The organism is Arthrobacter alpinus (assembly GCF_001294625.1).
GTDB classification, from domain to species: domain Bacteria; phylum Actinomycetota; class Actinomycetes; order Actinomycetales; family Micrococcaceae; genus Specibacter; species Specibacter alpinus_A.
Genome location: NZ_CP012677.1, coordinates 659,893 through 673,944, shown reverse-complemented (window position 1 = coordinate 673,944; position 14,052 = coordinate 659,893). Strand labels below are relative to the sequence as shown.

13 protein-coding genes are annotated in these 14,052 nt (G+C 57.8%); 7 read left to right on the top strand and 6 right to left on the bottom strand.

Annotation, left to right across the window (positions count from 1 at the left end):
• Nucleotides 1-47: 47 nt before the first annotated feature.
• From AOC05_RS02925 to AOC05_RS02915, 3 genes are all read left to right on the top strand, one after another.
• On the top strand, nt 48-416 hold the full coding sequence (locus tag AOC05_RS02925; RefSeq protein ID WP_062005541.1) for an Hpt domain-containing protein: 369 nt from the start codon (nt 48-50) through the stop codon (nt 414-416).
• Nucleotides 417-545: 129 nt separating this feature from the next.
• Nucleotides 546-1,853 carry a Na+/H+ antiporter NhaA gene (nhaA, locus tag AOC05_RS02920; RefSeq protein ID WP_062005539.1) on the top strand — a complete coding sequence of 436 codons (1,308 nt, stop codon included), beginning with the start codon at nt 546-548 and terminating at the stop codon, nt 1,851-1,853.
• 60 nt (nt 1,854-1,913) lie between these two features.
• The gene (locus tag AOC05_RS02915) at nt 1,914-2,381 is read left to right on the top strand and encodes a VanZ family protein (protein WP_062005537.1); all 468 of its coding nucleotides are present in this window, start codon (nt 1,914-1,916) and stop codon (nt 2,379-2,381) included.
• 46 nt (nt 2,382-2,427) lie between these two features.
• Here AOC05_RS02915 and sufU read toward each other — a convergent pair whose 3' ends face one another.
• Both sufU and AOC05_RS02905 read right to left on the bottom strand, forming a co-directional pair.
• Nucleotides 2,428-2,889, bottom strand: a complete 462-nt coding sequence (sufU, locus tag AOC05_RS02910; RefSeq protein WP_062005534.1) for a Fe-S cluster assembly sulfur transfer protein SufU — start codon at nt 2,887-2,889, stop codon at nt 2,428-2,430.
• A 5-nt stretch (nt 2,890-2,894) separates the two neighbouring features.
• On the bottom strand, nt 2,895-4,178 hold the full coding sequence (locus tag AOC05_RS02905) for an aminotransferase class V-fold PLP-dependent enzyme (protein WP_154606449.1): 1,284 nt from the start codon (nt 4,176-4,178) through the stop codon (nt 2,895-2,897).
• A 188-nt stretch (nt 4,179-4,366) separates the two neighbouring features.
• Here AOC05_RS02905 and AOC05_RS02900 point away from each other — a divergent pair, with 188 nt between their 5' ends.
• On the top strand, nt 4,367-5,563 hold the full coding sequence (locus tag AOC05_RS02900) for an alkaline phosphatase family protein (RefSeq protein WP_230085533.1): 1,197 nt from the start codon (nt 4,367-4,369) through the stop codon (nt 5,561-5,563).
• Between the two features lie 2 nt (nt 5,564-5,565).
• Here AOC05_RS02900 and AOC05_RS20465 read toward each other — a convergent pair whose 3' ends face one another.
• Nucleotides 5,566-6,033 carry a DapH/DapD/GlmU-related protein gene (locus AOC05_RS20465; protein WP_062005530.1) on the bottom strand — a complete coding sequence of 156 codons (468 nt, stop codon included), beginning with the start codon at nt 6,031-6,033 and terminating at the stop codon, nt 5,566-5,568.
• A gap of 19 nt (nt 6,034-6,052) precedes the next feature.
• Complete coding sequence (locus AOC05_RS02890) at nt 6,053-6,991, bottom strand: hypothetical protein (protein WP_197277891.1); 939 nt, start codon at nt 6,989-6,991, stop codon at nt 6,053-6,055.
• 662 nt (nt 6,992-7,653) lie between these two features.
• Here AOC05_RS02890 and AOC05_RS02885 point away from each other — a divergent pair.
• Entirely contained in the window at nt 7,654-9,135 is a 1,482-nt protein-coding gene (locus AOC05_RS02885; RefSeq protein WP_062005527.1) for a hypothetical protein, read from the top strand.
• A gap of 70 nt (nt 9,136-9,205) precedes the next feature.
• Here the strand turns inward: AOC05_RS02885 and AOC05_RS19230 are convergent, their stop codons facing one another.
• On the bottom strand, nt 9,206-9,820 hold the full coding sequence (locus tag AOC05_RS19230; RefSeq protein ID WP_154605123.1) for a hypothetical protein: 615 nt from the start codon (nt 9,818-9,820) through the stop codon (nt 9,206-9,208).
• A gap of 122 nt (nt 9,821-9,942) precedes the next feature.
• On the opposite strand from AOC05_RS19230, the gene AOC05_RS02875 reads away from it, so the two are divergent.
• Together AOC05_RS02875 and AOC05_RS02870 are read left to right on the top strand one after the other, a co-directional pair.
• Nucleotides 9,943-11,577, top strand: coding sequence for a polysaccharide biosynthesis C-terminal domain-containing protein (locus AOC05_RS02875; protein ID WP_230085640.1), 1,635 nt, complete (start codon nt 9,943-9,945; stop codon nt 11,575-11,577).
• A gap of 21 nt (nt 11,578-11,598) precedes the next feature.
• Nucleotides 11,599-12,492 carry a sulfotransferase domain-containing protein gene (locus AOC05_RS02870; protein ID WP_062005521.1) on the top strand — a complete coding sequence of 298 codons (894 nt, stop codon included), beginning with the start codon at nt 11,599-11,601 and terminating at the stop codon, nt 12,490-12,492.
• Nucleotides 12,493-12,532: 40 nt separating this feature from the next.
• Here the strand turns inward: AOC05_RS02870 and AOC05_RS02865 are convergent, their stop codons facing one another.
• On the bottom strand, nt 12,533-13,843 hold the full coding sequence (locus AOC05_RS02865) for a hypothetical protein (protein ID WP_062005519.1): 1,311 nt from the start codon (nt 13,841-13,843) through the stop codon (nt 12,533-12,535).
• Nucleotides 13,844-14,052: the final 209 nt, after the last annotated feature.

The following is a 14,052-nucleotide window of genomic DNA, read 5'->3' as shown; positions in this document are numbered from 1 at the left end:
CAGGTTCGATGCGACGGCAATGGATGGTCAGGAGGCAGGCGAAAAGCATGACAGTTACCATGTTGCCCCTCGTGTGCACCGCCACGCTTCACTCTCTTGAAGAGTCCCTCGACGGCGAGCAAGCGCTCTGCCGGAGTTTTGTGTGCCGTTATGTCGACATGTGGCCGCAGCGCTTCAACAGAATTTGTGACGCTGTCACGACCGGTCAAAAAGACGATGCGATGGATGCGGCCCTGAGCCTGCGAAGTTCCAGCATGATGGTCGGAGCCGCCAGGCTGGGAGAATTGGCCACTGACCTGATCCGATCGCTCGAAGGCGGGTGTCCTGGTGCAGCCGCCAAGACACTGCCGGCACTGCAGTTGTGCGGGAACCAGACCGCCTACCACTTGAAAACCTCGTACGTCAACGCCGCGTAGCTGCACCGCAGCCGCACTGGCGCGTTGTAGAATAGATTCAGGTGCGCCGGGAAGTCTGGTCGGCAATATTATTGTCAACCCCGTTTGATCTCCGACGATCGTTCGCTCCACTTAAGTAGGCTAAAGCCCATGAGTCTCCCCTCACCCCGAAGAGTATTCGCCCGCGGAAGTTACTCCGAATCCGTGCGCATCAGCGAAATTCTGCGTTCCGAAACCGTTGGTGGGGCACTCCTGCTCGCCGCCACGGTCATAGCGTTGGTCTGGGCCAACTCCCCCATTGCTGAAAGCTACTTCGCCCTCCGTGACTTCAAGATCGGTCCGGAAGCCTGGCATCTGAACCTCAGCCTGGGCGGCTGGGCTTCGGACGGGTTGCTGGCCATCTTCTTCTTTGTCGCCGGCCTTGAGCTCAAGCGGGAGTTTGTGGCGGGAGATCTGCGCAACCCGGCCCGCGCCGTCGTCCCCATCACCGCGGCCGTGGGCGGAGTCATTGTCCCGGCCCTCTTCTTCGTGCTCATCAACCTCACAGCCGGCCCTGAAGTCCTCAAGGGTTGGGCTATCCCCACCGCCACCGACATCGCCTTCGCTCTGGCAGTCCTTGCCGTCATCAGCACCCACCTGCCCAGTGCCCTGCGCACTTTCCTGCTGACCCTGGCCGTGGTGGATGACCTGATCGCCATTGCCATCATCGCCGTCTTCTACCCCGGCGAGATGCACTTCGGCTTCCTGGCCTTGGCCGCTTTGCCGTTACTGGCGTTCACCTGGCTGGTGCAAAAGCGTATCCGTTCCTGGTATCTGCTGCTCCCACTGGCCTTCGCCACCTGGACGCTCGTCCACGCCTCTGGCGTCCATGCCACGGTGGCCGGTGTCTTGCTGGGCTTCGCCGTTCCCGTCATTCGTTCAGCCAAGCGCGGCGGTCCCGACGCCGGACCCGGCCTCGCCGAGCACTTTGAGCACGTCGTCCGTCCCGTCTCCGCCGGAATCGCCGTGCCCTTGTTTGCCTTCTTCTCCGCCGGGGTCGCCCTCGGTGGGGTGTCCGGGCTCAAATCGGCCTTCACCGACTCCGTGGCCATCGGCATCATCGCGGCCCTGGTCCTGGGCAAGTTCGTTGGCGTTTTTGGCGCCACCTGGCTTGTGACCAAGACCACCAAGGCCACGCTCGACGACGGGCTCGCCTGGATTGATGTCGTCGGACTGGCGCTGCTGGCCGGGGTCGGATTCACCGTGTCCTTGTTGATCAGCGAACTCAGCTTCGGTGACGATAGCCCGCATTACAGCCACGCCAAGGTGGCCATCCTGGCCGGTTCGCTCGTCGCAGCCCTGCTGGCCGCCGTCGTGCTGCGCAGCCGGAACCGGCACTATCGCAAGCTGGCGGAGCTGGAATCCCTCGACGACGACGGTGACGGCATCCCGGATGTGTTCCACCGGCCCGGTGGTTGAGCCCGCTGAAACCGGTGCGAATCCTGCCGCGTTGCCTCGTGCGGTCCTAGACTGAACAGCGTGAGCACCAGCAGACATCGCGCGGCATTGATTCTGGCAATCGTATATTTTGCGGCCCTTGCCGCTATCGCCTTTTGGCCTTCCCCCGTGGATAGGCCCATCGATGCCATGCTCGTGGACCTCTTCAAGTGGCTTCACAGGCACGGTGTGCCTAGGCGGCTGCCCCTGTACCGAATGGTCGAATTTGGCTCGAACATCTTGTTGTTCGTGCCCTTCGGGGTGGTCCTTGCGCTGCGGCTTGCCCTCCGGTATTGGTGGCTCGCAGTAGTGATGGCGGCCGCTACCTCCACCGCCATCGAGCTGACCCAGTCATCGGTCCTTCCCTCACGGGTGGCCGATTGGCATGACATGGTTGCGAACACCAGCGGAGCCTTGCTGGGGGCCGTGTGCGTCCTGGCCGTTAGGAGCCGCCTTCTCCGGAGGGCCCGGCGAAAGTCCGCTCACAACAGTGTCCCCACTGTGGAATAGCCCGCAAACTTGGGGTAAAAAACCTCAGTACCCTACGAGCCGGACTTTAGCGGGTCTGGTTTAGCGCGTCCTCGGCGGCCACCCAGGCAAGCATGGCGCACTTGACCCTGGCAGGGAACTTGGAAACGCCGGAGAGTGCTGCGGCGTCCCCGAGGATGTCCTCGTCGGCCTCCAGCTTCCCGCGGGAGCGCATAACTTCTCGAAAGTTGGCAATCAGCCCGTGCACCTCGTCAACACCGAGCCCCTCTATGAGCTCGCTCAGGATCGACGCCGATGCCATGGAAATGGAGCAGCCGTCCCCGGCCCAGTGAATCCCCGACACGGCCCCGCCAACGGTTTCCACGCGCAGCGTGATCTCATCCCCACAGACGGGGTTGAGCTGATGGCATTGCCCCACACCGGCGGGCAGATGCAGTCCCTGCAACTGGTCGTTGGGCAGATCCGCACCCGTGCGGGTCTTGGCATGTTCCAAAATGATCTGCTGGTACAGCGAATCCAAGGCGCTCATTGCTTTTATGCTCCTGTCACACCGAAGTACGGGCGCACCCGGGCCACTGCGGCCAGGAATGCATCCACCTCGGCTGTGGTGTTGTAAAGGTAGGCGCTGGCCCGGGTGGAGGCGTTCAACCCGAGACGGCGGTGCAGCGGCTGGGCGCAATGGTGACCCACGCGGACGGCGATGCCGGCGGAGTCGAGGTACTGGCCGACGTCGTGCGCGTGCACGCCGTCCACCTCAAACGCGGCCAGCCCCGCCCGGGGTATGCCCACTGGAGGTCCCAGCACCCTGATGCCGGGGATCGCATCCAGCCCGGCCACCATGCGCTGGCCCAGCAGGGACTCCCACTGGTGGATCCGTTCCATGCCCGTCTCGGTGAGGTAGTTGACGGCGGCGGCCAGGGCGGCTGCCTGGGAGATGGCCTGGGTGCCGGCCTCAAAGCGTTGCGGCGCGGGCAGGTAGCGGGCTTTTTCCATGGTGACGGTGGTGATCATGGAGCCCCCGGTCAAGAAGGGCGGCATGGCGTCGAGGAGCTCGGCTCGGCCAAACAGCGCTCCGATGCCGGTGGGGGCCAGCATCTTGTGCCCGGAGAATACGGCGAAGTCGATGTCCAGGGCCTTGACGTCCAGGGCCAGGTGCGGCGCTGACTGGCACGCGTCAAGGATCACCAGGGCCCCGACGTCGTGCGCCATGCGTGTGAGCTCCACCACGGGGTTGATGACGCCGGTGACGTTGGAGACGTGTGTGAAGGAAAAGACTTTGGTGCGCTGGGTGAACAGTGCGGACGCGGCTTCCATGTCCAAGGTGCCGTCGTCCATGACGGGGATGAATTTCAGCCCCGCCCCGGTGCGACGGCAAAGTTCCTGCCACGGGACCAGGTTGGCGTGGTGTTCCATCTCAGTCACGAGCACCTCATCCCCGGGCCCGACGGCGAACTGGCGGGCTTCCGGGGGGACCTCGCCAATACTGGCGTTGCCGAAGGAGTACGCGAGCAGGTTCAGCCCCGCCGTGGCGTTGGCCGTCCAGATAAGCTCGTTCTCTTGGGCGCCGATGAACGCGGCAACGGTTGCACGGGCATCCTCAAAAACATCGGTGGCTGCCACCGCCAAGGTGTGCGCCCCGCGGTGCACGGCAGAGTTGCGCTGTTCATAGAACTCCTGCTCGGCCTCCATCACGCTGATGGGCTTTTGCGAGGTGGCCCCGGAATCCAAGTACACCAATGGTTGCCCGTTGACGTCCTGGGCCAGGATGGGGAAGTCGTTGCGAATGCGGAGCACATCCGTGTCCGTCAATGCGGGCATGGGTGCGATCAACCGATCGGGGTGGGATGAGACAGACACGGTACCTACTCCAAGTGAATTAAGCGTTGATAATCCATTCTCCCACTTCCACCCGCGCCTCGGCACGGGTAGACCGGGGTTGCCTCAGATGCTACTAATTGAACATTACTCATCGGTGAGATGCCGCAATTAGACGAATGGAACCGCACGTGGCCAAAAGAATCCATACCGCCTCCCATCTCCCCCGCGCACCTCGCCTCCTCAGAGTCAAAATCGGGCTTGCGATACTCGGGCTGACCATTGTAACGGCGTTGGTCTTTGTGACCGCGAACATGACACCCACTCCAACTGCCAGCAGCCCGATGTCGGGGGCAACTTCAACATCCAGCCAGCCAAATCCCCAACACGTCTTTGTCATCAACCTAGAGAACACCGACTACGCCCGGGCGTGGGGGCCCGCCTCGAAGGCGCCCTACCTCTCAAAAACCCTCCGCGCAGACGGTCTATTGTTGGATAACTATTACGCGATCTATCACAGTTCACTGCCTAACTACATCGGTCAGCTCTCAGGTCAGGGCCCCAACACCAATACGATCAATGACTGCGCCGTCTATCACTCGTTTGTGTCAACAGGCGTTACCGACTACGGCCAGCAAGCCGGAAAAGGGTGCCTCTACCCCGCATCCGTGCAGACCGTTGCAGGGCAGCTGACGGCCAACGGCCTTTCCTGGAAGGCGTATATGGAAGACATGTCAACACCGTGCCGCCACCCAGTGCTCGATACTGCAGATCAAACCAAGAAGGCCCGAGTTGGCGATCAATACACCACCCGCCACAACCCCTTCATGTACTTTGCAAGCATTACCGGCTCCACCGACTGCGCCAGCAATGTTGTGGACCTTTCTGAACTGACAAATGCCCTGAAATCGACGGTCACCACGGCTAACCTCAGCTACATAACACCAAACCTGTGCCACGACGGGCACGACAACCCCTGTGTGGACGGAACCCCGGGCGGGCTGCCTGCCTCCGATGCGTGGTTGCGTGAATGGGTGCCGAAAATTACCAACTCTCCTGCTTTCAAGCAAGACGGGATGTTGGTGATCACCTTTGATGAAGGCGACGAAGAGGGTGCAGCCGGAAGCCTCGCCTCTAGCGAGGCCGCAGCAAAGGAAACCGACCAAGGTCCAGGTGCTCCTCTGAAAGAAATTTTTGGTCCCGGCGGAGGGAGAGTCGGTGCCCTAATCTTGTCGCCGTTCATCAAGCCGGGGTCCACCTCAGAAACTGTTTACAATCACTACAGTTTGCTTGGCAGCATTGAAAACATTTTCAGCCTTCCCTACCTTGGCTATGCTGGCGTCCCGAACCTAAACAAATTCGGAGTCGATGTCTACAACGCGAAATAGTTTCATTCTGGCGCACGCATGGTTGCAGGATTTCCCATGGCGGTAAACCCTGGCGGCACGTCCTTCGTCACCACGGCGCCGGCTCCAATTTTGGCACCTGCACCAATCGTGATGCCACCAAGAATGATGGCGCCAGCACCAATCTCAACATCATCTTCGATCACGGGGCATGGCCCCGCCACACCCTTGTTGCCGATCGTGACGTTTTGCCGAATACCAACGTTGTTGCCAATGATGCTCTGGTCGTTGATGACGATGCCCACGCCATGATAGAGGCGAAGTGGCACCCCGATCTGGGTCCGCCAGGGAATTTCTATGCCGAGTACCCACTCGACGAAGACCCGGTATAGGACGCCCACGAACTTGGCCGGCAACGATGGTCGCTTACCCAAAGGCTTCCTGGCCGCATTCGCAATCCGGTAGGCAATGGCCACCACCTGACCCTTCTTCTGGTTGCGGTTGGCGTGCATATCAGCTTGAATATCGTCTCTAAGTTTGATGGCTTTCCTCCTGTGCTATTGGTACTTTGATGCTTTCATTTTTCACTGGCTCCTTCAGAGCGACTGCTGCAGCAACGAACATAAACACGAGACCTGTCGTCAGCATGCCGTAGTAGAAGATTTCTACCAAAGCAACCAACAGAACCGTGTTGCCGGCCAAAACCACGGGATTAGTGTGCCGAATAGTTGCAAAGAACAACACAATGAACGCCAAGGTGAAGAATGCGACACCAACGAACCCATGGGAATACAGAACCATCCAGAACTGCCCTTGGGTCCCCACTGAAGGAGCGCCAATTGTCGTGGATGGCCGTGGAGCTCCAAAACCAAACATGGGCGACTGCAACGTCTCAGTGAACGCCTCGACATAGAGGTTCCCCCGATCTTCAGTGCTGGTGCTTGACTCCAGCCGCGCCTCGACGAGTCGTGTCACCGGAAATAGTTGCAAAGCAACCAGTGCCACCAGGCCCAACGTCAGGACTCCGCCGATCCCTTTCTTATTTCCGGCGAGCGCAAACCTGGCCCCGGCGTAAAGAAGTGCAACCCCAAGCCCAAGAAACATGCCCCGATTCAGAGTTAGTACAGCCGGCACGAATGAAATCGGCAAGGCAACGAGAATGAACCAGAACTTCTTTTCACCCTTAACTTTCCAGAGATAGGCCGCTACCAATGGCAGTAATAGGGAGAACGCTGCGCCCCAATTGTTCGTATAGAGGAATGGAGCACTGGGGCGAGGATCAATTTTAAACCAAGCATCTGGATTGTATTGCGTCAGTCGCCTGATAGCCATTTGATTCAAAAGCTCATTTTGCATAAGTGATTTAGGGAGTATATAACTGAGGGGCGTATTGATGACAACAGTTGGAAACATCAGACCAAGATAGCCTCCAATAATTATAAACACCCAAAAGATTACCAAATTACCCAAGACTCGACGGCTTGTTAATGCGTCAGAGTTGTAAACATATAGAAATATTGTGGTAACAGATACATAAATGAGAAATCTGTATATGAACCCAAAGAGCCGGTCGGGGCTATCAATCTGAATTCCGGAACATGTCATCCAGATTAGGAAGAGTAGCCAGATTCCGAACCCGCGCGGCACTTGCACAGCACGGAACCTTATAAGGTATAGAAACATTATTCCGCCGGCGGCGAGCCAGATGAAATCGCTGAGACCCAAGAGCCACCACAATGGATATCCCACGAAGACCAAGGCAAACGGCCACGCCGGAAGATGGGCAGTCCCGTTCAAATTTCTGGGCAACAGCCCCTTGTCTTCGTTACGATTTCTCCGAAACGGTAGCTTACGAGACTCCTCTTGCAGTTCCGAGATCATGCCCCCGCCCATCCTCGTTTCGGTAGTGAATCTCAGTATTACAAGCGGAATGCCATTGTGGCAACGGTTTCAACCAGAGTACCCGGCAGCGTCTTTGGCACTACCTACAATCCGAAGGACTACCTGTATACGTTTCCGGTCGCGAATTATAGGATCTGATCAATGGTCGCGTCCCGACACCTCCCCGATTCATCACGATGGAGTGTGTTTGGACGCCACGCTGCAAGCTGGGGAAGCGAATAGAGGAACAAATGGACGACAAATCGTCTGTCGGTCTCGGACATTATGCCGTTGTGATGCGCCGACAGTGGAAAACCATCACGATGCTTACTATTTTGGGAGTCGTAGTTGCAGTTGGATATATTTCTTTGACGCCAGTCAACGTGACGGCATCAACGCTAGTGAATCTGAATGTCATTGTTTCGGATCCATTCAGCCCCGCAAAGGCTGGATCTGCCCTTCTCGATGCCACCACGGAGACGCAGTTGGCTACCTCCTATGAAGTGGCAAAAGCCGCGGCAGAAACGCTGCACAACGGTGACAGCGTCGAGGCCTTGCGTGCTGGCGTCGCTGTTGCCACTGCGGCCAACGCCACCACCATGAAGATCTCATTCACATCGACATCAGATGTCTTGGCACAGTCGGGTGCTGATGCAATCGCTAATGCCTATATTGCTTATCGGCAAGCTCAAGCAACGGCGAAGAAGGAAAAACTCCAAAGTCAGCTTTCTGACCAGCTGACCGCTTTGGATACACGCCTCGCTTCGGCGAATCTTACAAATGCGCCGTCCATCCAGGCACAGCTCGGTAGCGTTCAGTCACAGCTGAACCTGCTGTCTTTGATAGACACAAGTGGCGGCAGCGTCTTGAATCCGGCCACACAGAATGCCGTAACCTATGCACCCCAGAAGAGCACGGTGCTGGCAACGGGACTCCTCGGTGGTCTTGTCTTGGGGCTCATCGCGGCCTTTGCAGTGAATATTCTGGACCGCCGTGTACGGGACTGGTATGACGTGCGTGGCGCCGGAGCCGGGCCTGTGCTGGCCAAATTGTCTCTGGCCAAGGCGTCTGTTCCTGCGGTTGGCAAAGATCTGGATAGCTTTCGCGTTATACGCGAACGATTACTGGCCGACGTTGGCAAACACCTGAGGGTGCTCACCGTCATCGACGAAACCATCGGTAGTCCCTCCGATGTGGCGACAAACCTGTCGATTGTTCTCGCTCAGTCGGGTACCAAAGTCAGGCTAGTTCTCATGGGCGTTTCAGATTCAGAGATGCGAGCTGGTTCCAATGGGATGCAACTGGTAACCGACGACCCGCAGAAGGGCACCGTAGTGTTCCGCTCGGAAGTCATCAGCTCTTGGTCGGTTCTGCGCACAGCCCCAACCATTGCCGGTTCGGGAGCTGATGACTTTGTTACGGAGGTGGTTCGCCGGGAAATCGTCTCCCAAGAAACGGGAACCCTCATAGTTCTTGCACTGCCACCTGATGCGCCCCACGCCAGCCGACTGGCGGCCGGGCGTCTGTCGGACTCCGTCCTGATCGTGGGCGAGTGCCTTCGGACAAGAATTGACGCGCTGGCTGAAAATGCCGCTGAGATGAAGGACATTCAGGCATCGCTTGTGGGTACTGTCCTGGTCCCTCCCGGACGTACCGTTTCAGAGCCTCCCGTTAGAAGGAAACCCACCAAGAGCAAGCACATGGAACAGGAGGCCGCAAGCACACCGGCCTAGCCGCAGCGAAGAAGAGATCCGTGCCACGGTGGCCGTTACCTCCAAGCCCCGAAGTTTGTCAGGGTGTCGGCTAGCAGTCGGAGTTGTCGGGGAAAGACAACTTGCTGACAAGCCAGGCTCCGGCGTCATTGCGCGTCATCGTCAGTAAGTTAAGCGCCCGATCCGAGCTAGTTCCCGCCCGTATCACTGTCCCTTCCGCTGTCACCACGTTCACCTGAGAGGAGTCGACGCACACGCCCAGTGTCATGGTCTCTGGGCTAGCCTTCTCGTCATAGCTAATCACTCGGGTGTCGACAACAGCCGGCAGTCCCACCTGATGCCAACCGTTGTTGTCGAATTCAGCGAAGCTGGCCAAAATACCGTCATAGGCTGACCCCGTTGCCACCGCGGCAAGATCAACTGTGTTCGGCGCGTTGTTAGTTAGCAAGACGGCAGCAGACTTGTCTATAAAGCCGGTTGCGCCCGTGGCGGCAACCTGCTTTTGAGCGTCAGCGCTTGCCGGGTCTGCATTCGCAGTTGGAATAGGTGTCCCGACGGGAGACGGTACCGCTGCTGCCGCTGTGGTTGTGGAAGTGGGAGGAGGCGGCACCTGAACCGCAGAGGTTGAGGTGGTTCCAGCCGGTGCCGCTGTTCCGTCAGTGTTGCCCGGGAACCATGCGATGACAACGCCAGCAATTACTACCATTACGACAAGGCCAGCTACGAGGATGGATACTCTGCGTTTGCTAGTCAGATGAGGCACAGGCATGACTATCTCCTCCGCTACCACCTGCGATCGGGGATGGGTCTCTAGATCGTCGGGTGTTGATGAAGTACTGTACACGTTATGTCGATGGGCCGGAAAATGGGCCGGCAAGATCATTCGAAAGGGCTTCGTTGAGTAAATCGTCAGGGGCTATCTCAGCGGTACAAGGCACCGAGCTCAAACAGGCTGCGCGTGGCGGTTTGGTAAGTATTGTTGGCGCGGGTATCAGCGCTGTCATGGGTTTCGCTTTAACATTTGTACTCGCAAGGTCCTTCGGGGAGTCAGGATCCGGAGTCGTGCTGCAGACGGTTGCAGTATTCACCATTTCCTTGGGCCTTGCCCGAACTGGCATGGACACTGCCGGCGTGTGGATTCTGCCGCGACTGGTATTGACTGACCGATCTAAGATTCGAGGTGCAACCACTGCTCTTTTGGTACCAACGGTCATAGTAGGCATGGTGCTGGCGCTGCTGCTTTATTTCATAACACCGTTGGTGGACACCTCCAGTGACGGATACGGCCAGCAACTGGTCCAGGCCATTCAAGCCACCAGCTGGTTTCTTCCGTGTGGTGCAGTGGTCATGGTGGCGCTAGCCGCGACGAGGGGCTTGGGGAACATTGTCCCGTACACCGTCATTGGCAGCGTTGGATTGCCGGCACTCAGGCCAATTTTGGTACTTGGGGTAGCCGCGATAGGCGGGACTGCAGTTCTAGCATCCGTAGCTTGGGCAGCCCCTGCAGCGTTGGCAATGATCGTGGCCCTGTTCGTCCTTTGGAGGCGCATACGTGCTCAGGAACGGGTTCATGGCATTCCGGGAGGATGGTGGCCGGATAAAGACACCCACGCCAAAATCTGGAAATTCTCTTTACCTCGCTGGTACTCCTCTGGCATTGAGCAATCGATCATTTGGTTTGATGTGGTTTTGGTCGGGGCAATAGCGGGCGCCAGTGCGGCTGGCATATACGGTGCCGCCAGCAGATTCGTCAGTGCTGGGCTCATCATTTCCACGGCCATGAGGATGGTGGTTTCGCCCCAGTTCAGCGCACTGCTCAGTGAGGAAAAAACTGCCCGCGTTCAGGAACTGTATACGACTACTGTTACTTGGATTGTCATGCTTGGCGTGCCAATTTATGGCATCTTTATGTTCTTTTCGCCTACCGTGATGGGCTGGCTGGGCCCTGGCTTTGAAGCGGGCGCCCCGTCACTGGTGGTCTTGTGCTTTGGGGCCATTGCCTTCCTCATAGCAGGAAACGTGGATGCGTTGCTGATGATGAGCGGGCGAAGCGGTTGGATGGCCTTCAATAAGTCTGTGGTGTTGGCAATTAATATTGCAGGAAACCTGATTTTGGTTCCCATATGGGGCATTATGGGAGCAGCAGTTTCGTGGGCATTTAGTCTATTGCTGGATTCTTTTTTGGCTTCAGTGGAGACCCGAATTTTCCTGGGTATCAAGTTTGGTTTTAGCCGCACCGCTTATGCATTCTTCATCGCGGTTTGCAGTGTCGTACCTATCAGTCTTACCGTCATTCATTTCATCGGCCGGTCGACCCTTGGCGTATTTGTGGCGGGGGTCGGCGCCATGGTGATCCTTGGCATCTGGTGCTGGCTGGATAGGCGGCGCCTGCGCCTCAGTGAATTGAAGGTATTCTCCCGCAAGGGGAACAAACCCTCGAACAACACACCCGTTTTCGATTAATTCCGATGATTGGGATCAACTATGGCACCGCTTGAAAATCTCAAGGACAAGTCCCCCCGTTGGCTGAAGGATGTTGGGGATAGGATCACCCGCAGCTATGCGGTGGGAACGCAGTCGTTCCGTCCCGCACCAGATTTTCTCATTGTCGGGTCCAAAAGGGGCGGGACAACCTCGCTCTTCAACTACCTGCTGATGCATCCTGGCGTACTGGGCCTTTTTCCCCAGATGAGGGGTAAAAAAAGTACCGATTACTTCTTCAAGGAACAACATCGGGACTCTGACTGGTACCGCTCCCACTTTCATGCTGAACCTTACCGCGCCATCAAACGCCGGCAACTAGGTTACCGACCCATAGGCGGCGAAGCTTCACCGTACTACATGTGGGATCCCCGGATTGCCCAGGCGGCCGCCCACCTATCACCAGCCATCAAGGCCATTGCCTTGCTGCGAGATCCGGCGGAACGGGCCTTCTCTCACTACCAGGAGCGCGTCCAAAATGGCGTTGAGCCCCTCAGCTTTGAGGCGGCATTGGCTGCCGAGCCCGACAGGCTCTCAGGTGAGCTTGAGCGTATGGCTACCGATCCCGGATATTACAGTTCGGCGCATGACTTCTACTCGTACAGGTCACGAGGAATATACCTTCCACAAATTCAGAACTGGCAATCCTTTTTCCCCTCGAATCAACTGCTGGTGCTGCGCAGCGAGGACATGTACGACGACGTGCAGGGAACCTTTGACATTGTCTGCGATTTCTTGGATATTCCGCGCTTTGCACTGCCAACCACCAAAACGTTCAATGCCAGCCAAAGGTCATCCATGCCCGCGGCAGCCCGGGAAGATTTGATGGCCTTTTTCGAACCTCACAATGAACAACTTTCTGCATACCTGGAAAAGCCTCGACTCTGGCGCAAATGAGTGTTGCGCCTCTGCGCTTCTGCTTCGGACTCCGCCACCATCATCCCAACAAGGGAGCAGTCAATTTCCCCTCAGCAGCGTGCATCAAGTCCATCAGTTCCTTTGGCGAAATCCACGATCTGACCCAGCCACCGTTCTCTCTCGCGAGCGCCCAGGCCCGTTCTGTCATAACCAGTGCGTAGATTGCCGCAAGATCGGCCCAAGAATCCGTGCGGAGTCCTGCCGCGTGCAAATGCTGGCCCGCCTCGAGAATGGAAGCACTCAAATTTTCGGTGCTGGCGCCCATGCCACTCTCCCGGCGCACACTAAACGCCCAATGCACGGCGTCAAGCCCTGCTACCGCGTCCCTTTCCGAGGATTCCCAATCCCAACACCACAACACTCCTGCGGTGTCCCGCGCGGTGTTCCACGGCACAAGATCGCCATGCCACCGTTCGGCTATTGGCATCCGAGGATTCCGCTCCCGCAGCACACCGGCTAAGTGATTCGCCACGCCCAGCAGTTCGAGATCACCTGCCGAAACTGGCGCTGACAGTCGCTTGCAAAGCTGCTGGAAATGAATGGAGGTGGCTACGTGATCCATACGAACCACCGGACACAGTGAATAGAACTCCCTCGAGGTGGGCGGTTCGACGCCACGACGTACCGCCCTCACATCGGGAGGAAGTGGGGCAGTGACGAGGTAAGGGAACCCGTGTAGTTCACCGGAGCACAGCAAGCCCGGGGCGCGCATGGCCGCTGAGCTATTCCCAATTTCTTGCAATACGGCAGTTTCTGTTGTGATAAATTGCCTGCTGCTCTCATTCCAGGCCACTTTTGCATACCCCGCGGGGCGACCCAACGAGTCGATCAATTGCAGGGTTGGCTTACGATTGTCTCCCGTTCGAATTCCTATGGATGCATGAAGTTGCACGTGTTGATCCACAGAATTTTGCAGCGCCTGAAGCTGTCCTTGCACCTCGGCGATAGGCAGCCGAGACGCGACCGGTGGCCCTTCGCGTCCTACCAGTGCCTGCACAGAGAGCCGGTGTAATCCGGGCCGGACTCCGGTATGCGCCACGTACCCGAGTCCGTTGCGGACCACGTTGGCCTTCCAAGGCCGCAGCGCACTGTACTGCAAGAGGCTCCCCGCAGTGACACGACGGTCAGCCCGCGGCACCAGAATCCTGGCATGAGCAATCCCTGGCAATACCCAATACGATTCCTGTTCCTGCCAGTTAGGGTTGGGCGCCGGATCAATGACAACTCTTACCTCACCAGTGTCCACCTGACCCTGCCACAACTGCTGGACTAACTGGTCCAACGGCGTTGAGCCAGAACCAGTGACGACACGATCCAAGTTCAGTCCCATGCATGCTCCTCTATGTTTGGGGAGCCGAATTTGATAATGGCAGTGTGAGACCCCTGTGCTCGAATGTTCCGCACGCGCGTCCCCGAGTCAAGCGCCCGGCACCTGCCCGAGTAGGACTGTCATGAAAGTAGGTAGTTGCCCTCATTCCGCACGTATCTTCCGCTAAAAATCGGGTACAAGATGACGCAAATTTCGCTTATCCGCCGCGC